23 protein-coding genes are annotated in these 24,128 nt (G+C 68.3%); 7 read left to right on the top strand and 16 right to left on the bottom strand.

Features of this window, described 5'->3' with window-relative positions; genetic code table 11:
• Positions 1–862, bottom strand: an 862-nt coding sequence (locus ABD116_RS21920; protein ID WP_343973169.1) for a serine/threonine-protein kinase, incomplete at its 3' end; no start/stop codon positions are given.
• 111 nt (positions 863–973) lie between these two features.
• Entirely contained in the window at positions 974–2,476 is a 1,503-nt protein-coding gene (locus tag ABD116_RS21915) for an MFS transporter (RefSeq protein WP_343973166.1), read from the bottom strand.
• An 88-nt stretch (positions 2,477–2,564) separates the two neighbouring features.
• Here ABD116_RS21915 and ABD116_RS21910 point away from each other — a divergent pair, with 88 nt between their 5' ends.
• Positions 2,565–2,990, top strand: a complete 426-nt coding sequence (locus tag ABD116_RS21910; protein ID WP_343973163.1) for a MarR family winged helix-turn-helix transcriptional regulator — start codon at positions 2,565–2,567, stop codon at positions 2,988–2,990.
• Here the strand turns inward: ABD116_RS21910 and ABD116_RS21905 are convergent, their stop codons facing one another.
• From ABD116_RS21905 to ABD116_RS21885, 5 genes are all read right to left on the bottom strand, one after another.
• Positions 2,991–3,797, bottom strand: coding sequence for a carbohydrate ABC transporter permease (locus ABD116_RS21905; protein ID WP_343973160.1), 807 nt, complete (start codon positions 3,795–3,797; stop codon positions 2,991–2,993). It lies immediately after the preceding gene.
• A complete protein-coding gene (locus tag ABD116_RS21900; protein WP_343973157.1) occupies positions 3,794–4,672 on the bottom strand; it encodes a carbohydrate ABC transporter permease in 879 nt (292 codons plus the stop codon). The genes ABD116_RS21905 and ABD116_RS21900 overlap by 4 nt, the downstream gene beginning before the upstream one ends.
• Positions 4,669–6,006, bottom strand: a complete 1,338-nt coding sequence (locus ABD116_RS21895; RefSeq protein WP_343973154.1) for an extracellular solute-binding protein — start codon at positions 6,004–6,006, stop codon at positions 4,669–4,671. Before ABD116_RS21895 ends, ABD116_RS21900 begins: the two co-directional genes overlap by 4 nt.
• Positions 6,007–6,018: 12 nt before the next feature.
• Complete coding sequence (ilvA, locus tag ABD116_RS21890) at positions 6,019–7,224, bottom strand: threonine ammonia-lyase (protein WP_343973151.1); 1,206 nt, start codon at positions 7,222–7,224, stop codon at positions 6,019–6,021.
• Positions 7,225–7,425: 201 nt separating this feature from the next.
• Entirely contained in the window at positions 7,426–8,196 is a 771-nt protein-coding gene (locus ABD116_RS21885; RefSeq protein ID WP_343973148.1) for a hypothetical protein, read from the bottom strand.
• A gap of 149 nt (positions 8,197–8,345) precedes the next feature.
• Here ABD116_RS21885 and ABD116_RS21880 point away from each other — a divergent pair, with 149 nt between their 5' ends.
• Positions 8,346–9,623: a phosphotransferase gene (locus ABD116_RS21880; RefSeq protein WP_343973145.1), complete on the top strand. Its 1,278-nt coding sequence runs from the start codon at positions 8,346–8,348 to the stop codon at positions 9,621–9,623.
• Here the strand turns inward: ABD116_RS21880 and dhaL (ABD116_RS21875) are convergent.
• On the bottom strand, positions 9,616–11,280 hold the full coding sequence (gene dhaL / locus ABD116_RS21875; protein ID WP_343973142.1) for a dihydroxyacetone kinase subunit DhaL: 1,665 nt from the start codon (positions 11,278–11,280) through the stop codon (positions 9,616–9,618). The genes ABD116_RS21880 and dhaL (ABD116_RS21875) overlap by 8 nt on opposite strands.
• Before the next feature lie 96 nt (positions 11,281–11,376).
• A complete protein-coding gene (locus ABD116_RS21870) occupies positions 11,377–12,129 on the bottom strand; it encodes an IclR family transcriptional regulator (protein ID WP_343973139.1) in 753 nt (250 codons plus the stop codon).
• 135 nt (positions 12,130–12,264) lie between these two features.
• Between ABD116_RS21870 and ABD116_RS21865 the strand changes: the two genes are divergently transcribed.
• Positions 12,265–12,999: an MIP/aquaporin family protein gene (locus tag ABD116_RS21865; RefSeq protein ID WP_343973136.1), complete on the top strand. Its 735-nt coding sequence runs from the start codon at positions 12,265–12,267 to the stop codon at positions 12,997–12,999.
• Positions 12,996–13,628 (top strand): dihydroxyacetone kinase subunit DhaL, encoded by a 633-nt coding sequence (dhaL, locus tag ABD116_RS21860; protein WP_343973134.1) that lies wholly within the window; start codon positions 12,996–12,998, stop codon positions 13,626–13,628. Before ABD116_RS21865 ends, dhaL (ABD116_RS21860) begins: the two co-directional genes overlap by 4 nt.
• Here the strand turns inward: dhaL (ABD116_RS21860) and ABD116_RS21855 are convergent.
• Genes ABD116_RS21855 through ABD116_RS21830 form a run of 6 tightly spaced genes read right to left on the bottom strand, consistent with a single transcriptional unit; the run spans position 13,621 to position 18,927 of the window.
• Positions 13,621–14,424 (bottom strand): ABC transporter permease, encoded by an 804-nt coding sequence (locus ABD116_RS21855; protein ID WP_343973131.1) that lies wholly within the window; start codon positions 14,422–14,424, stop codon positions 13,621–13,623. The two genes, dhaL (ABD116_RS21860) and ABD116_RS21855, sit on opposite strands and share 8 nt — an antisense overlap.
• Positions 14,424–15,209: an ABC transporter permease gene (locus ABD116_RS21850; protein WP_343973128.1), complete on the bottom strand. Its 786-nt coding sequence runs from the start codon at positions 15,207–15,209 to the stop codon at positions 14,424–14,426. Before ABD116_RS21850 ends, ABD116_RS21855 begins: the two co-directional genes overlap by 1 nt.
• Before the next feature lies 1 nt (position 15,210).
• A complete protein-coding gene (locus tag ABD116_RS21845) occupies positions 15,211–16,158 on the bottom strand; it encodes an ABC transporter ATP-binding protein (RefSeq protein ID WP_343973125.1) in 948 nt (315 codons plus the stop codon).
• A 50-nt stretch (positions 16,159–16,208) separates the two neighbouring features.
• Positions 16,209–16,865: a response regulator transcription factor gene (locus ABD116_RS21840; protein WP_343973122.1), complete on the bottom strand. Its 657-nt coding sequence runs from the start codon at positions 16,863–16,865 to the stop codon at positions 16,209–16,211.
• Positions 16,856–18,568, bottom strand: coding sequence for a sensor histidine kinase (locus tag ABD116_RS21835; RefSeq protein ID WP_343973119.1), 1,713 nt, complete (start codon positions 18,566–18,568; stop codon positions 16,856–16,858). Before ABD116_RS21835 ends, ABD116_RS21840 begins: the two co-directional genes overlap by 10 nt.
• On the bottom strand, positions 18,565–18,927 hold the full coding sequence (locus ABD116_RS21830) for a response regulator (protein WP_343973116.1): 363 nt from the start codon (positions 18,925–18,927) through the stop codon (positions 18,565–18,567). The genes ABD116_RS21835 and ABD116_RS21830 overlap by 4 nt, the downstream gene beginning before the upstream one ends.
• Before the next feature lie 130 nt (positions 18,928–19,057).
• Between ABD116_RS21830 and ABD116_RS21825 the strand changes: the two genes are divergently transcribed.
• A complete protein-coding gene (locus tag ABD116_RS21825; protein WP_343973113.1) occupies positions 19,058–20,971 on the top strand; it encodes an alpha/beta fold hydrolase in 1,914 nt (637 codons plus the stop codon).
• Between the two features lie 6 nt (positions 20,972–20,977).
• Here the strand turns inward: ABD116_RS21825 and ABD116_RS21820 are convergent, their stop codons facing one another.
• Positions 20,978–21,730, bottom strand: a complete 753-nt coding sequence (locus tag ABD116_RS21820) for an SDR family oxidoreductase (protein ID WP_343973110.1) — start codon at positions 21,728–21,730, stop codon at positions 20,978–20,980.
• Between the two features lie 148 nt (positions 21,731–21,878).
• Between ABD116_RS21820 and ABD116_RS21815 the strand changes: the two genes are divergently transcribed.
• Both ABD116_RS21815 and ABD116_RS21810 read left to right on the top strand, forming a co-directional pair.
• A complete protein-coding gene (locus ABD116_RS21815; protein WP_343973107.1) occupies positions 21,879–22,415 on the top strand; it encodes a MarR family winged helix-turn-helix transcriptional regulator in 537 nt (178 codons plus the stop codon).
• Complete coding sequence (locus ABD116_RS21810) at positions 22,415–24,004, top strand: MDR family MFS transporter (RefSeq protein ID WP_343973104.1); 1,590 nt, start codon at positions 22,415–22,417, stop codon at positions 24,002–24,004. Before ABD116_RS21815 ends, ABD116_RS21810 begins: the two co-directional genes overlap by 1 nt.
• Positions 24,005–24,128 lie beyond the last annotated feature (124 nt).

Raw genomic sequence — 24,128 nt, 5'->3', positions numbered from 1 at the left:
GGGTTGGTTTGGGGGTGATGGTGGGGGGTTTGGGGAGTGGTGTGGCGGCTTGTAACAGCAGACGGCGGGCTGCGGGGGCGTCTATTCGGTCGGCTGGGTCCTTGCGTAGCAGGCCTTCGAGGGCCGGCCAGAGCGGACCGGCCAGCTTCGGTGGGTCCGGGGGCTCGGTCACGGCGGCGGTGAGGGTGGTCAGCGGGGTATCGCGGTCGTGGGGCGGACGCCCCTCGACGGCCGTGTAGAGCGTGGCGCCCAGCGACCACAGGTCCGATTCCGGGCCGGCACCTCGAGCTTGCACCCGTTCAGGCGCGATGTACGCCGGAGAGCCCACCAGCGTCCCCGACTGGGTGAGGGCCGTTTCGCCTTCCAGGGTTGCGATGCCGAAGTCGGTCAGGACGACCCGGCCGTCATCGGCGAGCAGTACATTGCTCGGCTTCACGTCGCGATGCAGTACTCCCGCCGGATGCGCCGCCTCCAGTGCACCCAGCACTTGCAGCCCGATCCTCGCCACCTCCCGGTACGGCAGCGGCCCGTCCGAGCGGACAGCGTCGGCCAGCGTCCGGGACTTGACGTACTCCATCACGATCCACGGCCGCCCCTCCTCCTCCACCACGTCGTAGACGGCGACGACGTTGGGGTCACTGAGCCTGGCGGCCGAGCGGGCCTCCCGAAGCGTCCGGCGACGGAGAATGGCGCGTTGCTCGTCGGGGAGCTCGGGCGGCAGCAAGATCTCCTTGACCGCCACCTCGCGGCCGAGCACCTCGTCCCGGGCGTGCCAGACCACACCCATACCGCCTCGCCCCAAGAGGCCGAGCAGCCGGTACCGCCCAGCCAGCAGACGACCTTCCGGCTCTTCAGTGCGCATCCGCTACAGGTGCCCAGCCCGGCCGAGCACAACCAACAGGCGTCGAACACGGCAGTGCGGGCCCCGGCGGAGTAGCCCGGGACCCGCACTGCGGTACTGCGCATATGTGGTTCAGGCGGCCGGAGTCATCTCCTCGTCCGCCAGTTCTTTCTGTACTGCGTCCAGCTCGGCCAACTCAGCAGCCTCAGCCGCCCGCCGCGCCCCCAGCCCGCGCAGACCGAGGAACCCGATCAGCGTGCCGAGGATGGTGATCCCCGTGACGACGACCAGCGCCGGCTTGTACGCCGAGAGCATCCCGCTCGGCACCGTGACGCCGTGCGACTGGCTGCCGATCACCGCGGTGGTGATGGCGAGCACGATCGCCCCGCCGACCTGTGCCGAGGTGTTGAAGAGCCCCGACGCGAGCCCTTGCTCGTTGTCGGCGACCCCGTTGGTGGCCTGCATGTTCAGCGCCGGGAAGGTGATCGCGAAGCCCAGACCGATCAGCACGATCGTCGGCAGCACGGTGGCCATGTAGTCCGACGACGGACCGATCCGCAGGAAGAGCGCGTAGCCGGCGACGAAGAGCAGCATGCCCGCCGCGACCATCCGCTCGGTACCGATCCGGTCGGCCACCTTGCCGGCGTTCGGCGACAGGAAGGCGACGATCAGGCCGGCCGGCAGGAAGCCCAGCGCCGTCTCCAGCGACGACCAGCCGAGCAGGTTCTGCAGGTACAGCGTGCCGATGAACTGGAAGGAGACGTACGCCCCGAACACCGTCATGATCGCGAGGTTCGCGTTCCGCAGGTTGGCCTGCTTGAAGATGCCCAGCCGGACCAGCGGGTGCTTGGTCTTCAGCTCGATCAGCACGAACGACGCCAGCAGGACCGCGGAGAGCACGAACAGCCCGATGGTGCGGAAGGAGACCCAGCCGGCTCCCTCGGCTCCGACGACGGCGAAGACCAGCGACAACATGCCGGCCGTGACAGTGACAGCACCCGGTACGTCGTACCCGCCGGCGCTCTCGTCCCGCGGGCTGTTCGGGATCAGCTTGAGTGCGAACAGCAGCACGATCAGCGCGACCGGGCCAGGCATCAGGAAGGTCCAGCGCCAGCCGACCTCGGTCAGCAGGCCGCCGAGGATCAGGCCCATCGAGAAACCGCTCGCGGCGCAGGTGGTGAAGACACTGAGGGCGCGGTTGCGATCCGGGCCCTCGTGGAAGGTGGTGGTGATGATCGAGAGCGCGGCCGGCGCGGTGAACGCGGCGGCGATGCCCTTCACGAACCGCGCGGCGATGAGCAGTTCGGGGTTGGTAGCCAGTGAGCTCAGCATCGAGACCAGGGCGAAGACGGCGAGCGCGACCAGGAACACGCGGCGACGGCCGAGCAGGTCGGCGGTACGGCCACCGAGCAGCAGGAACCCGCCGTACCCGAGCACGTAGCCGGTGACGACCCACTGCAGGGAGGAGAGCGAGACGCCGAGGTCGGCGCCGATGGACGGCAGCGACATACCGACCATGGACACGTCCAGGCCGTCGAGGAAGATCACGCCGCAGACCACGAGGAGTGCGCCCCAGAGGCGCGCGTCCCAGGTCAGGCGATCCGGAGTGGTGGTGTGCGTTGTTGTTTGTGTCACGAGAAGAGAGCATTGCATGCACTTGCATCTAATGTCTACTCATTAATTGCGCTTGCATTGAATGCAGTTGCATGATAACGTCGCCTCCATGACCGAGACGAAGGTCAGCGCTGAGACTGGTGAAGTCAGCGCCGATGTCCGCATATGGCGCGAGCTGTTGGCTCGACACGCCGATATAGGCTGTGCGCTCGATCGCGAGCTGCAGCATCACGGGCTGGGCATGAGTGAGTACGAGGTGCTCGAGCGGCTCGCCGAGCTCCCTGATCAGTCCGCGAAGGTCCAGACCATCGCCAAGTCGGTCCACCTGAGCCAGAGCGCGCTCTCCCGCGTGATCGGCAGGCTCGAGACCGCCGGCCTGGTCGAGCGGCTGATGTGCCACGAGGACCGCCGCGCGGTCAACGTGAAGCTCACGGACGAAGGCCTGCTCCGGCAGACCGAGGCGGCGCCCACGCACCGCCGGGTGCTGGCCGAGCGCTTGCACTCCCCGCTGCTCAAGTCGTGCGAGCCGCTCTAACTACTCCCGTACTGCGCCCTCCAGCATCCCCGCGATGAAGTGGCGCTGCAGGAACGCGTAGACGAGTACCACCGGTGTGCCCACGATGACGGCGCCTGCCGCGAGCAGCGTGAACCCGGACGTGTACTGCCCGGAGAAGAACGCCAACCCCAACGGCGCGGTCCGTAGCGACTCACTCGTCACCATCACCAGCGGAATCAGGAACTCGTTCCACGTCCACATGAACACCAGCACGATCAGCGTCACCAGCGCAGGACGCGCGGGCGGCACCAGTACCGCCCACAGAGTCCGCCAATGTCCCGCACCGTCGAGCCGCGCCGCCTCCACCAGCGACCGGCTCGACGACCGGAAGTAGGCCCGCATCCAGAAGGTGCCGAAGGCAACCGATTGCGCGACCTGCGGCAGCGCGACGGCCCAGAACGTGTCGGTCAGCCCGAGCGTGCGCAGATCGAAGTACAGCGGAACCACGATCGCCTCGGTCGGCATCATGATGCCGAGCAGGAACAGGTAGAACAGCACCCCGGCACCCCTGAACCGCATCGTGCCGAATGCATAGCCACTCAAGATCGACAGCAAGACGCTCAGCACCACGACGAACAATGACACCAGGACACTCGTCCGCAGATAGCTGCCGAAGTGCCCGATCTCCCAGGCCTTCCCGAAGTTCCCGAAGCCGCTCGAACCACCGCCGCCGTCATCAGGCCCCAAAGCAGACACCAGGATCGTCACGATCGGCCCGAGCGCGAACAGCCCGAAGACGGTCAGCAGCAGGTAGTTGCCGACCCGCTCGGCCAGCGGCGCCCTCACGACGTACTCCGATCCGCCAGCCGGTTGACTCCCAGCGTGATCGCGAAGATCAGCACCGTCAGGCACACCCCGATCGCCGCCGCCGAACCGACCTGACCCAACTCGAACGCCCGGTGATACACCTCGTACGACGGAACGCTGGTCGAATTCCCCGGACCCCCACTGGTCGTCACGTAGACCAGGTCGAAGGTCCGCAACGCCGCGATCACCGTCAGCGTCACGGCGACCGCGATCTCACCCCGCACCGCCGGCAGCACCACCGCGAAGAATTCCGCCACTGCCCCGGCCCCGTCCAGCCGCGCAGCCTCATACCGCTCAGCCGGAATCCGCGCCATCCCCGCCAGCAACAACACCGTCACCAGCCCGGTCTCGAACCACGTCCCGATCACCCCGACGGCCGGCAAGGCGAACGTGTAGTCCCCCAGCCACCCCCGAGCGACGGAGTCGAGCCCGACAGCACGCAGTACGTCGTTCAACGGCCCGTCCGGCGCATAGATGTGCCGCCACGACACCGCCACGACCACCATCGCGATCACCTGCGGCAGGAACACCACGGTGCGGAAGAACCCCAGCCCGCGCACCCGAGCCCGCTGCAACACCGACGCCAGCGCCAGCCCGATCACCACCGGAAGTACCGAATAGAAGACGATCAGCACCAACGCATGCCCGAATGCCGCGCGCAGCCCGCCGTCCGCGATCACGTCCGCATAGTTGCTCAGGCCAACGAACTTCCCGAGCGTGATCCCGTCCCACTCGAACAGCGAAAGATGCACCGCCCGCCCGAGCGGATAGAGCAGAAACGCTGCGTAGACAAGGAATGCGGGCAGGATGTAGAGATAGCCGATCTTGCGCGGCTCGCCAGGAGGTGAGCTCACTTGCCGGCGAACTTGCTGTAGTCGGCTTCGAGCTTGTCGACGAACTGTGCCGGGGTCGCCTTCTTGGCCAGCAGGTCCTGCAGCGCGGCGCCGAGCGTGTCGTACATGGTCGGCGTCGCATAGTCGAGATACGGGACGAGACCTTCCTTGCCGACCGCAGTACCGAAGGCGTTGAAGATGTCAGCCGCGAGCCCGGCCGGCGCCTGCTGCGCCGACGTGTCGGCGATCGGCAGGTTGCCCGTGCTGGTCAGCACCTTCATCGCATCCGGGCTGTTGATGAAGTTGATGTACGCCGCGGCCGCGTCCGGGTTCTTCGCCTTGTTCGTCACCGCGAACGGCAACCCGGTACCACCGGTCACGACCGGCTTCTCGTCGGCCGACGCGCCTGGCGGGAGCATGAAGCCGACCTTGTCGCCCAGCGCCTTCTGCAGATCGGCCTGCAACCAGGTGCCGGCGATCAGGAAGACACCCTTGCCCTTGCCGAAGTCCTGCCAGGCCGGGTCGTACCCCTGCCCGTTGAATCCCTGGTTGAAGTAGCCCTTGTCCACCCACGACACCAAGGTCTCCGCGGCCTTCGTGTTCTCCGCCGTCTTCCACGAAGCGCCCGCGCGCCCGAAGGCGAGCGTGGTGATCTGCTCGGCCGGCACGTTCTTGTCCTGCACGGTGCCGAAGACGTGGATGGCCGGCCACTTGTCGAGGTTGCCGAACTGCATCGGCACCTCGCCGGCCGCCTTCGCCTTGCCGAGCGCGTTCTCGAAGTCGGCCCAGGTCTTGGGCAGCTCGATCCCGAGCGCAGCCAGCTTGGTCTTGTTGTAGTAGATGCCGACGACCTCGCCGACCTGCGGCAGCCCGTAGAGGTTGCCCTCGCCGAAGGTCTTGCCGTCCGCCGAGTACCGCGAATACTGCAGCACCGAGGCCGGGTACCGGCTCTTCCAGTTGTACGCGTCCGCCCACTTGTCCAGCGGCACGAGCTGCCCGGCCTTGACGAACTCACCCATGTCCGAGCGTCCGTTGTTCGCCTGCACCACGTCCGGCGCGTCGTTGCCGGTCAGTGCCAGCCGCAACGTGGTCTTGAGGTCGTCGAAGGACCGCGAGACCCGCTTGAGCTTGATGTTCGGGTACTTCGCCTGGAACTGCTTGTTCAGCTCGGCCATCTGCGCCCCCTGCCCGCCGCGGACCTCCTGGTCCCAGACGGTCAGCGTCACGTCCCCCAACGTGCTCGCATCGGTCTTCACCGAACTCGGCGCGCTCGCACCGCCACTCGGGTTGTCGGAGCCCGGAGTACAGGCTGCTGTGAGCAACAAAGCTGCGGTAGCTAGCGCGACGACCTTCACCGGGGGCTCCTTCTAGTTGAGCGTGTACGTGTAGCCGTTGGTGCTCAAGCTCGCCAGTACCCGGGCGCGGTGGTCCTCACCCCGGGTCTCGAGCTGCAACGCGACCTCGACCTCGTCCAGGCTGAGCGTTTCCGAGATGCGCTCGTGCAGCACCTCGATGATGTTGGCGTCCACCTCGGCGAGCCGGCCGAGCAGCGTGGCCAGGCCTCCCGGGGTGTCGGGGATGCGGACCCGCAGGGACAGGTACCGGCCTGCTGCCGCCATGCCGTGCCGGATCACCCGCATCAGCAGCAGCGGGTCGATGTTGCCGCCGGACAGCACCACCACGAGCGGTGGCTTGAACCGCTTCGGGTCGTCCAGGACTGCGGCCACGGCAGCAGCCCCGGCCGGCTCGACGACCAGCTTGGCGCGTTCGAGCACCAGCAGCAGTGCCTTCGACAACGAGTCCTCATCGACGGTCAGTACGCCGCTCACGTACTGCTGGATCGCGGCGAACGGGACGGTACCCGGCAGCCCGACGGCGATCCCGTCCGCCATGGTCGCCATCTTCTCGAGCTGCACCGGCATACCGGCTTCGAGCGAGGCCGGGTACGCCGCCGCGCCCTTCGCCTGTACGCCGACGACCTCGATCGGCATCCCGTCACGCTGCATCGCAAGCGCGATCCCGGCGATCAGGCCACCGCCTCCGGTCGGTACGACGACCGTCCGCACCTGCGGGCACTGCTCGACGATCTCCAGCCCGGTCGTCGCCTGCCCGGCGACGATGTCGCGGTGGTCGAACGGGTGGATCAGGATCGCGCCCGTCTCCGCCTCGAACGCCCGCGCCGCGATCAGGCAGTCGTCGATCGACGTACCGACGAACCGGATGTCCGCGCCGTACGCCCGGGTGGCCTTCTCCTTGGGGATCGGCGCACCGTACGGCATGAACACCGTCGCCTTGATGCCGAGCAACTGGGCCGCGAGCGCGACGCCCTGCGCGTGGTTGCCCGCGCTGGCCGCGACGACGCCGAGCGCGCGCTCCTTCTTCGACAGCCGCGCCATCCGGACGTACGCGCCGCGCAGCTTGAACGAGCCGGTCCGCTGCAGGTTCTCGCACTTGAGGAACACGTCGCCGCCGACCAGGTCGCTCAACCACCGCGAGTACTCCAGCGGGGTCGGCGCCACCACGTCGTGCAGCAGATCCGCTGCCCTGGCAATCTCAGCCGCAGTGATGCTCACCCTGTCCACACTAGTGCCCCGTAAGCGCTGCAGGTCGAACGACAGCGGTGTCCAGGTGCGTGCATCGTGGTGCTTGGTCAGTGGCCTCGATGCGGAGCATCGTGGGCGCTGGGCAAGTGCCGCGAGGTGCGTGCCTGGGCGCCGATAGCGTCGAGCTGCAGCGCTTACGGGGCACTAAGCGCGACAGGGCGTTGTGGGTGCTTATTTACCGGGCTGGGCCGCGTCTTGTAGCTGCTTGAGGCGGACGACCAGGCCGGAACGGACCGGGCGGTCGAGCTCGTCCTCCCAGGGCGGGAGGCCACGGGTGCCGCGGCGGAAGGCGTAGTACGCGAGGGCGTCGGTGAGGGCGCGTTCGCGCAGGTAGAACATCGCCATCGTCGCGTTGCGGTCGCCGCCGGGCAGCCGGCCGAAGGAGGCGTTGGCGAGGAAGATGCCGAAGCCCTGGAAGACCGCGAGCAGATCGGTCAGCGACTCCTGATCGGGCCGGTCGGCGGCGATCCGGCCCTCGCCGATCAGCAGCTCGTGACCGATCTCGTGGGCGAAGTTCGCGACCAGCACGGACGGCTCACCGAGCAGCCGCGCGCTGGTGAAGATGGTGTTCCGGTTGCGGCCCGGCACCCACAGGCCGAACCGCAGCCTGGTCGCGCCGGCCAGCTCCCGTTGCGCCCTGGTCCGGATCGCCGCCGGACCGATGTCGTCCAGGTCGAACCGGACGACGAGCCGCCCGGGCGGTACTCCCATCCGCTCGCGGACCTTCTCGAACAGCCGGTACGCCGCGGCGCGCGATCCGTCGTACCCGGCCGGGATGAAAACGGACGGCCGGACGATCGGGCGGTTGAACACGTCGGATCCGAACTGCTCGACGAACCACTCCATCGAGTCCTCGATCCACTGATCCTGCCCCCCGGGCAGCTCTTCCAGCGGCACTCTCAGCTGCTCCAGCAAGGCCAGCTGATCCTTGATCCGGCGCATCCGCGCTCTGAAAGCTCTGAACATCCTGATCGGACGCAGCGGCCGCCGGATCGGTTGCAGCTGGTGACGCGGCAATTACATTTCCGGAGCTAATTCGGTGGGCCCGCCAACGTTCCTCCTCTACTCTGCGGGCAGCGATAGGAGGTGCTGTGAGAGTCACGGCGGTGGTGGTGCGTCCGGACGACGAAGCGCTTCTGGTGCTGCCTTCCGGGCTGCCCCGGGTGTCGGTCGCGGACGAGTTCTGGTTCCCCGATGTCGATGCTCCGGTCCGCGCGCTGCGCTCGGAGCTGGGGATCGAGGCCTGCGTGCTGACCTGCCTCGACGACCGGCCGGGTGAGACCTCCTATCTGATGGTGAGCGTGGGATCGGTCCCTTCCGACGCGTCCTGGGTGCCTTCTTTCGACGACCCGCTGGTCGATGCCGCCCGCGCGCAACTCGCCTTGCCCGCCGACTCCCCCGTCACTCCCGCCTGGACGAGGCCCGGCTGGTACGCCGAGGCGCTGCCCTGGATCGACGAGCAGTTGTCGAAGGCTGGGACACCGCTGACCGGCGTACCGGCTCAAGTGCGGTCCTGGGGGTTGTCGAACGTACTGCGATGCCCGACCTCGAAGGGCGATGTGTACTTCAAGGCGCTTGCCCATTCGAGCACGATCCGGCCGGTGCGTGCCGCCGCGTTTCCGCTGTTGTTCGCGCATGAACCGGTGCTCTTGCAGAAGCTGTCCGAGGCCCGGCCGGGTGAGGTTCCGGCGCCGCTGGCGATCGACGAGGAGCGGGCGTGGATGCTGCTGCCCGATCTCGGTCCGGCGCTGGCTCGCGAACCTGATGTGGAGCTGTGGATCGAGTCGTTGCGCGGGCATGCGCGATTGCAGCGCAGTTTTGCGGATCAGCCGGAGCGGTTGCTGTCCTTCACGTGTGTCGATCGCCGGCTCGCGGTGCTCGACGGCGCCATCGACCAGCTCTTCGGATCGAACCCGGCGACCGAGCGGCTCGAGCCGGCTGAGCGTGTGAAGCTGCCGCGGCGGGCGGACGAGTTGCGGGCGGCTATTGCTGAGCTGTCGGCTGTCGGCGTACCGGAGACGTTGCTCCACGGGGACCTGCATCCGCGCAACCTCGCCGTACGGGATGGCAAGGTGCTCGCGTTCGACTGGACCGATGCGGCGGTGTCGCATCCGTTCCTCGACCTGGTGACCTTCGTCGAGAAGCGGTCGCCGCTGTCGACCGATCAGCGGGTGAAGGACGCCTACCTCGCCGAGTGGGAGACCTATGCCTCACCGGAAGCTCTCCGCCGGGCGCTGGCACTGGCGGAGAGCTTGGGCGCGCTCCACCAGACCATGACCTCGCTGTACCTGCCCGACCACCTGTCCGGCCCGAGCGCCGACGCCATGGTCCGCGGCGCGGTCTGGTGGCTCCGCAGCCTAATCAGCTGACCTGTTCGGGGGCCTTCTCGGTGGCGAGAGCATCCAGCCAGATGACGACGGCCTCGGCGCCGGGATCGACGGTACCGAGGGCACGGTCACCGAGATAACTCGAGCGGCCCCGTCGCGCCTGGATGCCGGCCGTCTCGTCGGTGCCCTTCCGGGCGGCAACCACAGCATCAGCCAGTACGCCGGTACGCAGCGAGGCCGCCGCTGGGATCAACGCGTCGAGCATGGTGCGGTCGCCGAGTTCGGCACCACCGAGTTCGGCCACGGCGTCAACGCCCTGCTCGAAGGCCTCCGGCCAGGAGTGGCTTGCGGCGAGGGCGGCGGCGGTTCGCAGTACCAGCGCCGCGTAGAGCGGGCCGGAGGTGCCGCCGACGGTACGGCGAATGGTGGCTGCGATCCCACGGAGGGTCGAGGCATGATCGGTGCCGTCGTAGTCGGACTTGGCAGCAAGGACTGCTTGTGCCCCGCGGGCGAGGCTGATCCCGAGGTCGCCGTCGCCGACGAGTTGGTCGAGATCGGTGAGCTGCTGCTCGACGGCGATCAACGCGTTGCAGACAACAGCTACCGAACGCCAGAGCGATTCGTCGACGGCCGGCTTCAGCTCGCGGGGTTTCGAAGGAGCCGGCCGGGTTTCAGGGTGTGACGAGACCCGGCCGAGATGCGCGGCCGGCCACGCCACGGTTTGGGAGGGCGCGTCCAGGAGAGCCAGCGCCTGGTCGCTCACCCGGGCCACGGACAAGGAGCAGCCGGCCATTTCGAGGGCGGTGAGGAAGGTGCCTACCCAGAGGCGTTCCACAACGATGCCGCGAGCGGCCAGGTGGTCGACGGCTCGGTGGGCGATGATGCCCAGCTCCATCGCCGGTGTGCCGCCGAGGTTGTTGACCAGCAGGACGACTCGGTCGCCCCCGGCCAGGTCGAGGTCCGCGCTGAGCCGGCCGAGCAGGCGGTCGACGATCTCGTCGGCGGTCGGGATCGGGCCGCGTTCGACCCCTGGTTCGCCGTGGATGCCCAGGCCCCACTCGATCTCGTCCGGACCGAGGTCGAGGCCGGGCTTGCCGGCCGCGGGCACCGTGCAACCGGACAAGGCGACTCCCATCGTCGCCACGGACCCGGCAGCCGCCCGGGCGAGCCGCGCGACGGCGTCGAGCGGCTGTCCGGCCTCGGCCGCCGCGCCGGCGATCTTGTGCACGAGGACCGTACCGGCAAGACCGCGCCGCCCCGCGTTCTCGTCGCTGTCCGCGAGCGCGGCGTCATCCGCGACCACGACGACCTCGGCCGGGATCCCTTCACCTCGGGCGATCTCCGCGGCGAGCCCGAAGTTCAGCCGGTCCCCCGTGTAGTTCTTCACGATCAGCAGCACACCCGCCGGACCGCCGACAGCGCGGATCGCGGTCAGTACGGCGTCCGCCGACGGCGAACTGAAGACGTCACCGGCCACGGCTGCCGTCAGCATCCCGCGCCCGACGTACCCGGCATGCGCAGGTTCGTGCCCGGCCCCGCCCCCGGAGATCAGCGCGACCTGCCCGGCAGCCTTCAACTGCCCGGCATCGGTTCGGATCACCACGCCGTCACCCAGCAGCATCAGCGCGGGATTGGCGAGCGCGAATCCGCGCAGCATCTCGGGAACCACATCGGCCGGTGCGTTGATGAGCTTCTTCACGGCGGCAACCCTTCGGCTTGTGAATTGCATTCGATAATGTCGAATGAGTTTCACACCATAGGTCGCGTTCATCTGGCTGTAAAGACCAGCCGATCGTCAGGCAGGAACCGGCCAGCGCGGAGCACCCAGCTCGCGCGAGATGTTGCGAGCCGCCTCACGAACAGCGGTGAAGCTCGACTCCGCCGGTGGCCAGTCGGCGGCCGGGAGGACGATGCCGATGGCGCCGACCGCCACTCCGGACGCATCGAAGATCGGCGCCGCGATCCCCGCCTCGCCGAGCACTGCCTCTTCCCGCTCGGTGGCCAGCGCCTCCTTGGCGACCTCGGCCAGCTGCGCGCGCAGTACGGCGGGATCGACCAGCGTCTCCGACGTCATGCTGCGCAGCTTGTCGCCGGTCAGCTCGTCCACCTGCTCCGGCAGGAAGGCGAGCAGTGCCTTGCCCAGCGCGCTTGCATGAGCAGGGATGACGATGCCGACCTCGGGCATCTGGCGACTGCCGTCGGGCCTGGGCTCGTGGTGGATGATCACCACCTCGTCGAAGGTGAGCACCCCGGTCCGGACCGCGTGCCCGCTGCGCCGGGCGAGCTCCTCCGACCAGGTCACCGCACGGGAGCGGAGCTCCAGGGTGTCCAGGTAGACGTTGCCGAGCTTGAGCACCGCCGGGCCCAGCTGGTACCGGGTCGAATCACGGTCCTGCACCACCATGCCGTGCGCCTGCAGCGTCTTGAGGATCCCGTGCACGGTCGACGGCGGCAGTTCGAGCCGGCTCGCGACCTCCGACAGGCTCAGCCGGCGCGCACCCTGCAGCACTCCGAGGATCCGGATCGCCCGGTCGACGGACTGGATCATCCCAGTTCCCCTCAGTGGATCGAACACATCTTTACAGCAGTGAACCACAGGCGTATGTTCCGAGAACCATTCGACGATGCCGAATGGGTTTCAGATTCCCAGCCTCTACTCGGGAACCTCCCGGAAGGACTTCCCATGGACGAGAACTCCCTGCCCCAGCGCCTGGCCGGCGAACTGATCGGTACCGCGATCCTGGTGTTCGTCGGGGTCGGCGCCGTCCCCGCGACGCTGATCGTGAACGGCTCGGCGCCGTTCACGATGGCCGACCTCGGGATGATTTCGCTCGCCTTCGCGGCGGCGGTGGTCGCCACGGTGTACGCGCTCGGCCCGATCTCCGGCAACCACATCAACCCCGCCGTCACGGTCGGCCTTGCCGCGACGGGCAAGTTCCCGTGGTCCCTGGTTCCGGCGTACGTCGGCGCCCAACTGGCCGGGGCCGTCGTCGGCGCGGCCGCGATTCTCGGCGTGCTCGGGTCGAAGGCGAGCGACCTCGGGCTCGGCATCGCGACCTACGGCACGGGCGTCGGCAGCGTCCAGGCGTTCACGGCCGAGTTCGTCGGGACCTTCATCCTGGTCCTCACGGTCTTCGGCGCGACGCATCGCAAGGCTGCCCCCGGGTTCGCCGGGCTCGCGATCGGGCTGGTCGTCTTCGGCGCGATCATCCCGGTCGCCCCGATCACCGGCGCCTCGATCAACCCAGCCCGTACAGTCGGGCCGATGCTGATCCAGCAGCTTGCCGGTGGCCAGGTGCACTTCGCCCAGCTCCCTGTCTACGTGCTCGCCGAGCTGAGCGCCGGAGTACTGGCCGGGCTCACCTTCGCCGCGCTGTCTCGCACGAGGGCCGCGAGGCGCGAAGAGGTACAGGTATGAGCGACCGCATCACGGCGGAGCTGCTCTCACGCTGGGTGCACGAGTTCGGCGCGCTGGTGAGCGTGCATCACGACCGGCTCAACGCGCTCGACGCGGCGATCGGCGACGCGGACCATGGCACGAATCTCGACCGTGGCTTCACCGTCGTCGCGGCCGGCCTACCGACTGCGCCGCAACGGCCTGGCGATCTGATCAGGCACGTCGGGCGGACCGTGGTGAGCAACGTCGGTGGTGCCGCCGGCCCACTCTTCGGCACTTTCTTCGTCTGCCTCGGTGATGCCATCGGCAACGACCCTGCTCTGGACACACGCCGGTTCGCCCTTGGCTTGCGAGCCGGCCTGGCCGGGGTCGTCGCCCGCGGCCGCGCCGAGCCCGGCGACAAGACCCTGTACGACGTACTCGCACCAGCGGTCGACGCGATCGACGCCGCGGCCTTGGCGCAGTACGACCTGCCTGATGTCTTCCACGCCGGACTGCTGGCCGCTTCGGCCGGTCGCGATTCGACCATTGACATGCTTGCCCGCAAAGGCCGTGCCAGCTATCTCGGCGAACGAAGCGTCGGTCACCTGGATCCGGGTGCCACCTCGGCCTGCTTGCTCTTCACGGCAGCCACACTGAGCGTCACTTGAGCAGGAGTTTCCCCAGGCGGCGGGAGGCGACGTACATACCCGCAGTGCCCATCAGCGCGAGGTACAGGGCGTTGATGAGCAAGGTCCAGCTGACCGCGCCGGTAGTGAGGGCACGCTCCAGCGCGACGCCTTGGTAGAGCGGGGTGATCTCGACGAGCCAGCGGATGTAGCCCGGGTAGGTCTCGACCGGGTAGAAGGTCGCCGAGAACAAGAACATCGGCATCGTCGCGAGCTGGACGAACTCGAAGTCCTGCCAGCTCCGCATGAAGGTGGTCAGCGCCATCCCCGCGCCCGCGAACGCGTAGCCGAGCAGCACCGACACCGGCAGCGCGAGCAACGCCCACCACGACTGGATCAGCCCGAGCACGAGCATCACCAGGATGAACATCGCTGAGTAGCAGGCGCCCCGGAGCAAGGCCCAGGTGACCTCACCGGTCGCCACGTCCCACGGTCTCAGCGGGGTGGCGAGCATCGAGTCGTAGAGCCGGGCGTACTTCATCCGGAAGAAGATGTTGTACGTCGAGTCGAAGATGGCGCCGTTCATCGCGGAGCTGGCCAGCATGGCCGGCGCGACGAAGGCGGCGTACCCGATCTTGGTGCCGTCCGCGAGGGTGAAGTCGCCGACCAGCTGGGCGACACCGATGCCGATCGAGAGCAGGTAGAAGACCGGCTCGAAGAAGCCGGAGAGGAAGACGACCCAGGATCGGCGGTAGACCAGGAAGTTGCGCTCGACCAGCGTGCGGCCGTTGCCGGGCTTGATCGGCAGCGGGACGACCCGGGCGGTGAGAGTGGCCATCAGCTGATCAACCTCCGGGTCAGGGCGCGCACCGCGAGCCAGGTGCCGATGCCGAACCACGCCGACAGGTAGGCGATGTTGCCGAGCGCCGGCAGCAGCTCGACCGTGCCGAGGCTGAGGTCACGCGACAGCTCGACGCCGTGCCACAGCGGGCTGAGGTAAGCGAGCCACTCGATCCAGTTCGGCAGTTGGGAGACCGGGAAGAAGGCACCGGAGAACAGGAACGCCGGGATGACGCCGAACCGGAAGACCATCGCGAAGCCCGAGTCGTTGTCGAGCGTCGTGGCGTACGCGCAGACCGGCGCCGACACGGCCAGCCCGACGAGCAGAGCGACCGGCAGGCCGAGCACGCCCCACGCCGACTTCAACCCACCGAAGGCGGCGATGACCGCGACGAAGACCGCGCAGGTCGTGAGCACCCGGAAGGCGATGAAGGCCAGCTGCCCGTACATCACGTCGGCCGGCCGCAGCGGCGTCGCGATCATCGAGAAGTAGGTCTTGTGCCACCTGATCCCGCCCATCACCGGATAGGTCGACTCGGCCACGCCGATCTGCAACGCGGTCGCGGCGAGCAGTCCGGGCGCGATGAACTGCAGGTAGCTGACCCCGCCGAGCGCGCCCGTCCCGTTGTCGTCGACGAACGAGCCGAGCCCGATCCCCATCGCGGCCAGGTAGAGCAGTGGCAGCAGGAAGCTGCTGACCAGACTGCCCTTCCAGGTGCGCTTGTAGACCGTCAGCCAGTAGTCGAACTGGCGACGGCCGTTCTCCACCGCGAGCACGGCCATCTCAGTCGACCAACGTCCGGCCGGTGAGCCGCAGGAACACGTCCTCCAACGTCGAACGGCGCACCAGCACAGCAGCCGGCTGCAGCCCACGCTCATGCACGGCCGCGACCGCGCGCTCCCCGTCATCGGTGTAGAGCAACAACCGGTCAGGCAGTACTTCGATCCGCTGCGCGAGATCCTCCACCTTGCCGGCCAGCGCGTCGTGATCGGACATCATCACCTCGGGCCCGAACCGCAGCTCGGTCACCTCACGGGTCGAGTAGTCCCGGATCAGCTCGGCCGGCGACCCCTCGGCCGCGATCTTGCCGGCGTCCATCACGACCAGCCGGTCGCACAACTGCTCGGCCTCGTCCATGTAGTGCGTGGTGATGATCAGGGTCACGCCGTCCTGCTTGAGCCGGAACAGCTTGTCCCAGAGCAGGTGCCGCGCTTGCGGGTCGAGCCCGGTCGTCGGCTCGTCGAGCAGGAGGAGGTCGGGTTTGCTCACCAGCGACCGCGCGATCGTCAGCCGCCGCTTCATCCCGCCCGACAGTTCGTCGACCTTGACCTTGGCCTTCTCGGTCAGCGCGACGAACTCGAGCAGCTCGTCGGCCCGCTCCCGGCACTCGGCCCGGCTCAGCCCGAAGTACCGGCCGTACACAGTCAGGTTCTCGTGGACGGACAGCTCGACGTCGAGGGTGTCGTCCTGCGGGCAGACGCCGAGCCTTGCCCGGATCGCCGGTCCGTGGGTGCCCGGATCCATCCCGAGGATGCGCAGCTCACCGCCGCTGACCGGCGAGACCGCACCGATCATCCGCATCGTCGACGACTTGCCCGCGCCGTTCGGTCCGAGGAAGCCGAAGGCCTCCCCTTTCCACACGTCCAGGTCGATCCCCGCGACGGCCTCGAAGTCCGCATAGGACTTCCGCAACCCCCGCGCCCGCACCAGCGACTCCCGCGTTTCCTCCACACGAAGACCCTAGACCGAGCCGCCGACAATGCTCTTGTGGATTTGGGCAGTCACCCCGTGGGCTCGGACCGGAGGAAGGCCAGGACGGCGAGCACGCGGCGGTGATCGTCGGCCGTCTGCTGCAGTTCGAGCTTGCGGAAGATCGCCCGGACATGCGCCTCGACCGTCTTCGGGCTGAGCACCAGGGTGTCGGTGATCGACTGGTTCGAGCGGCCCTGGGCCATCAGGGCGAGCACGTCGCGCTCACGCTCGGTCAGCTGGTCGATCGGATTGTGCTTGCGCCTCCGGTCCAGCAGTTGCCGGACCACCGCTGGGTCGATCAGCAGCTCACCGCGAGCCACTCGCCGGACCGCCTCGGCAAACTCGGTCAGCTCGGCCACCCGGTCCTTCAGCAGGTACCCCGCCGCAGTGGCCCCAGAGGAGAGCAGCGACATCGCGTACTGCGGTTCGACGTACTGCGACAACACCAGTACGCCGGTACCGGGGTGCCGCTCGCGAATGCTCTGCGCGGCCACGAGCCCCTCGGTCGAATACCCCGGTGGCATCCGGATGTCGACGATCACCACGTCCGGCAACTCGCGATCCACACACCGCTGCAACTCCTCGGCATCCGCGACCTGCCCCGCGACCTCGAATCCAGCATCGACCAGTACCCGGGCCAGGCCCTCCCGGAAGAGCAGCGAATCGTCCGCGATGACTACCCGCATGGGAACTCCGCCACTACGCGCGTACCGTCACCAGGCTTGCTCTCCACCCGCAGTACGCCGTCCACGGACGCCACCCGATCCGCCAGCCCGCCCAGCCCCGATCCGGCCGCCGGGTCAGCACCACCGACCCCGTCGTCAGCCACCTCGACCACCAGCCGGCCACTGGTATCCACTAGCGACACCACCACCTCGCTAGCCATCGCATGCTTGGCCGCATTGGCAAGCGCCTCGGACACCACGAAGTACGCCGCAGTCTCGACCGCCACCGGATACCGCCGCTCACTCACCCCGACCAGCCGCACCGGTACTGCGGAACGCTCCGCCAGCGTCTGGAGGCACGACCCCAAACCGTTCTCCCCGAGCATCGACGGATGAATGCCCCGGGCAAGCTCCCGCAACTCGGCCAGCGCCACCGTCAGCCCATCAGCGATCGCCGCCACCGACTGCCGCACGGCTGGGTCACTGGAGTTCGCTGCAGCAAGTCGAGCGTCCAAGGTGAGCGTGACGAGCCGCTGCTGAGCACCGTCGTGCAGATCCCGCTCCAACCGCCGTCGCTCGCCATCAGTGGCCGCGACGATCCGGGAGCGCGAGGCCCGGACCTCCTCCAACTGCGCGGTCAACTCGGCCTGCAGCCGCTCGTTGTCGACCGCTAGCCGGGTTACGGCGCCAACCGAGTCCAGTAGAGCGCCGTCGTCGAGCAGAGCCGAGTCGTGCACCACTACAGCCAATGGCTTGCCTTCGCTCTCCAGGTAGGTCGTCCGCCGGGTCCCCTCGGACGTTGGCTCCAGGGTGCACCCATCGGCGGTCACGTAGCGCCTGCCGTCCCAGCGACCGACCACCAGGGTCGGATCGCCGAGCGCCTTCCCGACGGCGCGCTCGAGCAGTTCCGCCGACGGCTGACCGGCCAGCTCGAGCACCAGCCCGCTGACCTTCGCCTTGCGGCTCCACAGCCGCCACAGGCTGAGTAGATAGGCGACGGGGTGGGCCAGTCCGGCGTACATGGCGATCTGGTAGAGCGGCTCGACGAAGCCGGGGTACCTGTCGTAGAGCTTGAAGGAGAAGTAGATGATCTGCGCAGTCATTGCCAGCAGCAACGGAATCGCAGCGAGCAGCACGACGCCGGTGATCCGCTTGCGGGCGCGACTCGCTCGGGCCCAGCGGACTACGCAGACCACGGCCAGCAGGAGGAGCATCGGCGCCAGGAAGTAGGCCCGGCTGGGCAAGACCTCGTAGATGTTCCGGAGGCCGCGCAGGGGGTCGTCGACCTCCAGCAGGTTGAGGCCTGCCGGGCAGTCGGTGCAGCCGTAGGCGTCCGGCCGGAGCCAGGCCATCGGAATCACTGTCCAGCAGACCAGCGCGACCACAGTCGCCAGCACGAAGGCGCGTTCCCAGCCGTGCTTCAGCCGACCGTCCGGGAAGGCGAGCAACAACAGCGCTAGTGCGGGCACGATCGCCAGGTCAAGTGCCGTTGCAACCGTCCACACCACCGGGATCCGCGACGACTGCAACGGCATCATCGTGTAGGCGAGCCCGGTCAGTCCCAGCAACAGCCCGATCCGCACCCCGGCCCGCCGATGCACCGCAATCAGCCCGGCCATCACGTACAGCCAGGGGATCGCGCTGAACTGCCAGCCGATCCCATCGCTCGTCAGCGCGAGCCAGCCATACGCCAGTGTCGCGGCGATTCCGGCGACGACGATCATCCCGGTTCCCCGAGCACGGCGGAGATCGTTGCCCCGGACAACTCGACCTTCGGGACGAAGCCCCGGGCCGCCGCAGCGGTCAGCCGTGCGCCGTAGTCGGACGCCGCCCGGATCGAGGTCAGTACTACCGCCGGCGGGTCGGGCTCGGCGGCGAGCAGGCGGGCCACCTCGAAGCCGTCCATGTCGGGCAGTTGCAGATCCAGCAGGACGACGTCTGGGCGCAGCTCCCGGACAGCAGCGATCGCCGCAGCCCCGTCGCCGGCCTCGCCCACCACCTGCAGGCCCTGGGCTTCGAGCATCCGGCGTGCCGAACTGCGGAAGAGCACATAGTCGTCCACGATCAGGATTCGCGCCCGCACTCCTGAATGGTCGGAGTCCGCCGGGCGATCCGTCAATCGGTGCCAGCCCTCACTCCCAGTGCGGTGCGGACCTGGATGCGCTTGGCGGCAACAAGCTGGTGAGCTGACAGGCGAGGGGAAGGGGCCCGCCATGAGGATGCAGCACGCGAGCATCGCCGCCGTCGTCGCCAGCCTGACGCTGGCGCTGAGCCCGATCGTCACCACCGCCGCAGTACCAGTCGTGCAACGTACGCCGCTGCCGCTGCTGGCCCTGTCGCCGTGCCCGGACGAGCCGACGTTCAAGTGCGGGACACTGCCGGTACCGTTGAACCGGCGGCATCCGGACGGCCGGACGATACCGCTGCATGTAGAGCTCTTCCCGCACACCGGACCGATCGCCGACGGCGCTGTCTTCACCAGCGAAGGCGGCCCGGGCGCCTCCATCACGATCGGCGGGCAGCACTACCAAGGCCCTACTCTCCTGGCAGAGGTCAGCAAGACTCGCGACGTCGTGTTCATCGACCAGCGCGGCGTAGGACTGTCCGCAGCGATCAACTGCGACGCCTGGCAGCACGGCGGGCCTTTCTACTCCTCCGCTGCCCAGTGCCACGACCAGCTGGGTGACACTGCGAACTTCTACAGCACCACCGATGTCGCCGACGACCTGGAGGACGTCCGGCGGGCCCTGGGCTACGGCAAGATCGACCTGCTCGGCCCTTCGTACGCAGGCAACGACATGCTCACCTACACGGCCCGCTGGACCGGCAACGTCCGGTCAATCGTGATCGGCTCCCCTGCTGCGACCGTCGGTACCGATCCGTTCTATGCCTATCCACCGAAGGCCTGGGCCGGCATGCTCACCAGTCTCTGCCGCCGCACGCCTGCCTGCGACGCGGCGAACCCAGATCCGGCAGGAACCCTGTATTGGCTGGCGGCCCAGCTACGGAGCAAGCCGCTGAAGGGCACCGGCATCGACTCGCACGGCGTGCCGCACAAGCTGACCGTGACGGAGAACCTGCTGGCCAACGGCATCATGTTCTACGCCGACTACGTGGGCCCGTCCGAGGTCATCCAAGCAGCGACGGCCTTACGCCACGGGGATCCGGTACCGCTGCTCAGGCTGGCCGCCAACGTCGACCCGGCCAACGGCCCGCACGACAGCGGTACTCCGCGCGAGGAGTCGCGAGGCCACTGGCTGGCTAGGACCTGTGTGGATCAGCCGGTCCAGTGGGACAAGGGCGCGCCCGCTGCGACGCGGCAACGGCAGTACTCGGCGGCGTACAAGGCAGAACCGGCCATGTACGGGCCGGTCAGCAAGGGGGCCTGGGCGGCGCCTGGGTACGCCGGATATCAACCACTGCCGTGTATCGCATCCACCTGGGAGGACCGGCCCAACTTCCCGGTCGGCACCAAGATCACCGGGGTTCCTGCTCTCGTGATGGCCGGCGAACTCGACTTCGGCCTCCCGCCGTCCGTCGTACGGCTCGCGGCCGACTCCCTGGTCGGCTCCAAGCAGCTCACCGTCGCCGGCTCGGGTCACATCCCCTGGCTCTGGTCCGGGTGCGCGGCCGACCTCATGCAGCGGTTCATCCTCACGCATGACCTCGGCGATGCGTCCTGCGCCCAGGTGCCGGAGTCGCCGGTCTGGCTACCCGGCAGCTTCCCGCTCACCACAGCCGCCGCTCCCCCGGCTCGGCAACTGCGCGGCCCGAGCGCCCCGGCGGACCTGCGCCGGGCGGCAACGGTGATCGGGTGGACTCTGATGGACGGCCTCCAGGAGATGGCGTCGATCCAGGGCGTCACCTCGGCCGGGCTCCGCGGCGGTGCCGTGACCTACCAGGACGGGCAGGACCGGCCCTTCCGCTTCGACCGGGCCCGGTTCACGCGGGATCTCGCAGTCACCGGGGCGCTCGCGTGGGAGGGCAAGGACGTGGATGGCCAGTTCACGGTGAAGCTCCCGAACGGCTCGACGGTGACCGGCACGGTCCACGGTCCGTACCGGGTCTACGGCGCCGCGCTGACCATCACCATGCTGGGGCGGAGCTTCTCAGTCCCCTCCCACTGAGCTGGCCTAGCCGCGACCGGCGTACGGCATGCCGGCGGCCATCACCATCAGGGTCGGGACGGCGACGTCGGTGGGGAGCTGGGCGATCTTGACCACGAAGTCGGCGACGACCTTGGGGTCGAAGGTCGGCTCGACCTCGATCGAGCCGTTCGGCTGCAGGACGCCGGCGCCCATCCGCGCGGTCATCGAGGTGGCCGCGTTGCCGATGTCGATCTGTCCGCAGGTGATCCCGTGCGGGCGGCCCTCCAGCTCCAACGCCTTGGTCAACCCGCTGATCGCGTGCTTCGACGCCGTGTACGCGATCGCCTGCGGCCTCGGTACGTGCGCCGAGATCGACCCGTTGTTGATGATCCGCCCGCCCGACGGCTCCTGCCGCAACATCAACGCGAAGGCAGCCTGCGCACACAGGAACGACCCGGTCAGGTTGGTGTCGACGACCCGCCGCCAGTCCTCCTCCGTCACATCCTGTACTGCGGCCGCCGGCGCCCCGGTCCCCGCGTTGTTCACCAGCAGGTCGATCCGCTCCAGCCCACCGAAGAAGGCCGTCACCGCAGCGCCGTCGCACACGTCCAGTACTGCGGTACGCACCTCCCCCACGCCCGCCGGGCCGACGGCACTCACTGCGGCCGCCGCCGTCTCCTGAAGCTTCGCCTCGGTCCGTCCGGTCACCGTCACCTGGAAGCCGGCCGCCGCAAGTGCCAGCGCCATCTCCCGACCGAGCCCCGAACCCCCGCCGGTCACCACCGCCACCTGCTGCATGCCAGTTCCTCCTCGATCGAGCGTCCGACCATTGTCGCCAATCGCTCTCGGTGACCGGTCGCTGACGTCGAGTTAATGAGTGGCCACTCACTCGAAGAAGTTGGAAACTCATTTGCGTGTATCACGCAAGCATGTATATGCTTGCACCATGCATGTAAATGAGGGATGGGTGCCGGAGACGCCGGTGGAGGGCGTCCTGCACGCCTTCACCCGGATCGGCCGCCGGCTGAAGTCGAAGCAGGCCGGCGACACGATCGACCACAGCGCCCACCTGGTGCTGTTCGTGCTGCGGTGCAACGGGGCACTGCGGCTGTCCGACCTGGCGGCCAAGATGGAGATCGACGCCTCCACCGCCAGCCGCCACGTCCGGGCGCTCGAGCAGGCGGGACTGCTCCAGCGCTCCGCCGATCCCGACGACGGCCGGGCCTTCCGGGTCGAGCTGACCGAGCAGGGCGTCGCCGAGTGGGAGGCCGCGGCCAAGCGCCGGATGCAACTGCTCTCCCAGGCGATGGACGGCTGGACGCAGTCGGACATCGAGACCTTCGAGAAGTTGATGACCAGATTTGCCGACGGGGTGATCAACCTCGTCGACGAGCGCGATGCCGGCAAAGCATGGGCCGACAAGGGGTGGGCCGCAGCGGCCGCCGCGCACCGTAACGACGTACAGAACGTGGAGAAGAACTGATGAGCACCACCGAGCCCGCGGTCGCGGCGCCTGAACCTACATACCTTTCTCACCGCAACATCCTGGTGATCCTCGGCGGCCTGATGGCCGGCATGTTCCTGGCCGCACTCGACCAGAGCATCGTCGGTACCGCGCTGCCGCAGATCGTCAGCGAGTTCAACAGCCTGGACAAGCTGTCCTGGGTGGTCACGGCCTACCTGCTGACCTCGACCGCCTCCACTCCGCTGTGGGGCAAGATCTCCGACCTCTACGGCCGCCGCCCGCTGTTCATCGCGGCGATCCTCACCTTCCTCGGCGGCTCGGTGCTGTCCGCGCTGTCGCAGAACATCGAGCAGCTGATCGGCTTCCGCGCCGTCCAGGGTCTGGGCGCCGGCGGTCTGATGTCGCTGGCCTTCGCCACCATCGGCGACGTGATCCCGCCGCGCGAGCGCGGTAAGTACATGGGGTACTTCGGTGCCGTCTTCGGCCTCTCCTCGGTGGCCGGCCCGCTGCTCGGCGGTCTGCTCACCGACGGTCCCGGCTGGCGCTGGATCTTCTGGATCAACCTGCCGATCGGCCTCGTTGCCCTGGGCATCGTCGCCGCCGTCCTGAAGCTGCCGCACGTGAAGCGCAGCCACAAGATCGACTACCTCGGCGCCGCCATCGTCACCGGCGCGGTCACCACGCTGCTGCTGGCGGTCTCCTGGTCCGGCCCGCAGAACGGCTGGGGCAACGGCACCACGCTCGCCCTGCTGATCGGTTCGGTCGTGCTGGCCGTCGCCTTCGTCCTGGTCGAGCTGCGGGTGGCCGAGCCGATCATCCCGATGGACCTGTTCAAGGGCCGGATCTTCTCCGGGTACGCCGGCTACGCCTTCCTGCTCGGCTTCGCGATGTTCGGCGCGCTGATCTTCCTGCCGCTGTACCTGCAGGCCGTCAAGGACCTGTCCCCGACCCGGTCGGGTCTGGCGCTGCTGCCGATGATCGTCGGTATCTTCTCCGCCTCGATCCCGAGCGGCCAGCTGATGAGCAAGACCGGCCGGTACAAGATCTACCCGATCATCTCCGCGGTCCTGGTCGGTGGCGCGATGGTGCTGCTGTCCACGATCGGCATGACCACGCCGTACTGGCACCTGGCGATCTACATGTTCGTGATGGGCGCCGGGCTGGGCCTGTCGATGCAGATCACCGTCACCGCGGCACAGAACAGCGTTCCCCGGCAGCACATGGGGACCGCGACCTCGACGATGACCTTCTTCCGCTCGATGGGTGGAGCGATCGGTACGGCCGTCTACGGCGCGGTGCTGACCAGCCGGCTGAAGGACCACCTGCACGACATCGTGCCGGCCGCCCAGCAGAACATGGTCGAGCCGCTGGCCAAGGCAGCCAACAGCGTCCCGGTGCTGCACGCCCTGCACGAGCCAATGAAGGGCTGGGCCCTGAACGGCCTGGTCAGCGCGATGGACGACGTGTTCCTGGTCTCGCTGCCCTTCCTGGCGATCGCCCTGGTGATCGCGATCATCACGCCGGAGCAACGCCTGGCCGGCCGCACCGACGGCGCACCGAAGCCCGAGGAGAACCTCGAAGCCTCAGCCGCCGCGGCGATGCACTGAGCACCAACCCGACGGAACAGCCGAGGCGCGGACGCTCGCCGACTCACCTCGCCTTTCCAGAACCGCCGACGCCGGCCGCCCCCCACGGGGACGACCGGCGTAGGCGCTTCTGGAGGTGCGTTCA

The sequence above is a fragment of the Kribbella koreensis genome, from assembly GCF_039525325.1.
GTDB classification, from domain to species: Bacteria; Actinomycetota; Actinomycetes; order Propionibacteriales; family Kribbellaceae; genus Kribbella; species Kribbella koreensis.
The sequence above is the reverse complement of the archived record's forward strand: the minus strand, read 5'-3'. Positions and strand labels throughout refer to the sequence as shown.

What these genes read in the sequence shown, in the direction of transcription:
- ABD116_RS21910 (WP_343973163.1), top strand. Translation starts at nt 2,565, where the DNA reads ATGACCGAGACGAAGGTCAGCGCTGAGACTGGTGAAGTCAGCGCCGAT.
- ABD116_RS21815 (WP_343973107.1), top strand. Translation starts at nt 21,879, where the DNA reads ATGCATGTAAATGAGGGATGGGTGCCGGAGACGCCGGTGGAGGGCGTC.
- ABD116_RS21825 (WP_343973113.1), top strand. Translation starts at nt 19,058, where the DNA reads ATGAGGATGCAGCACGCGAGCATCGCCGCCGTCGTCGCCAGCCTGACG.
- ABD116_RS21865 (WP_343973136.1), top strand. Translation starts at nt 12,265, where the DNA reads ATGGACGAGAACTCCCTGCCCCAGCGCCTGGCCGGCGAACTGATCGGT.
- ABD116_RS21855 (WP_343973131.1), bottom strand. Translation starts at nt 14,424, where the DNA reads ATGGCCACTCTCACCGCCCGGGTCGTCCCGCTGCCGATCAAGCCCGGC.
- dhaL (WP_343973134.1), top strand. Translation starts at nt 12,996, where the DNA reads ATGAGCGACCGCATCACGGCGGAGCTGCTCTCACGCTGGGTGCACGAG.
- ABD116_RS21820 (WP_343973110.1), bottom strand. Translation starts at nt 21,730, where the DNA reads ATGCAGCAGGTGGCGGTGGTGACCGGCGGGGGTTCGGGGCTCGGTCGG.
- ABD116_RS21840 (WP_343973122.1), bottom strand. Translation starts at nt 16,865, where the DNA reads ATGCGGGTAGTCATCGCGGACGATTCGCTGCTCTTCCGGGAGGGCCTG.
- ABD116_RS21850 (WP_343973128.1), bottom strand. Translation starts at nt 15,209, where the DNA reads ATGGCCGTGCTCGCGGTGGAGAACGGCCGTCGCCAGTTCGACTACTGG.
- ABD116_RS21835 (WP_343973119.1), bottom strand. Translation starts at nt 18,568, where the DNA reads ATGATCGTCGTCGCCGGAATCGCCGCGACACTGGCGTATGGCTGGCTC.
- ABD116_RS21885 (WP_343973148.1), bottom strand. Translation starts at nt 8,196, where the DNA reads ATGCGCCGGATCAAGGATCAGCTGGCCTTGCTGGAGCAGCTGAGAGTG.
- ABD116_RS21810 (WP_343973104.1), top strand. Translation starts at nt 22,415, where the DNA reads ATGAGCACCACCGAGCCCGCGGTCGCGGCGCCTGAACCTACATACCTT.
- ABD116_RS21870 (WP_343973139.1), bottom strand. Translation starts at nt 12,129, where the DNA reads ATGATCCAGTCCGTCGACCGGGCGATCCGGATCCTCGGAGTGCTGCAG.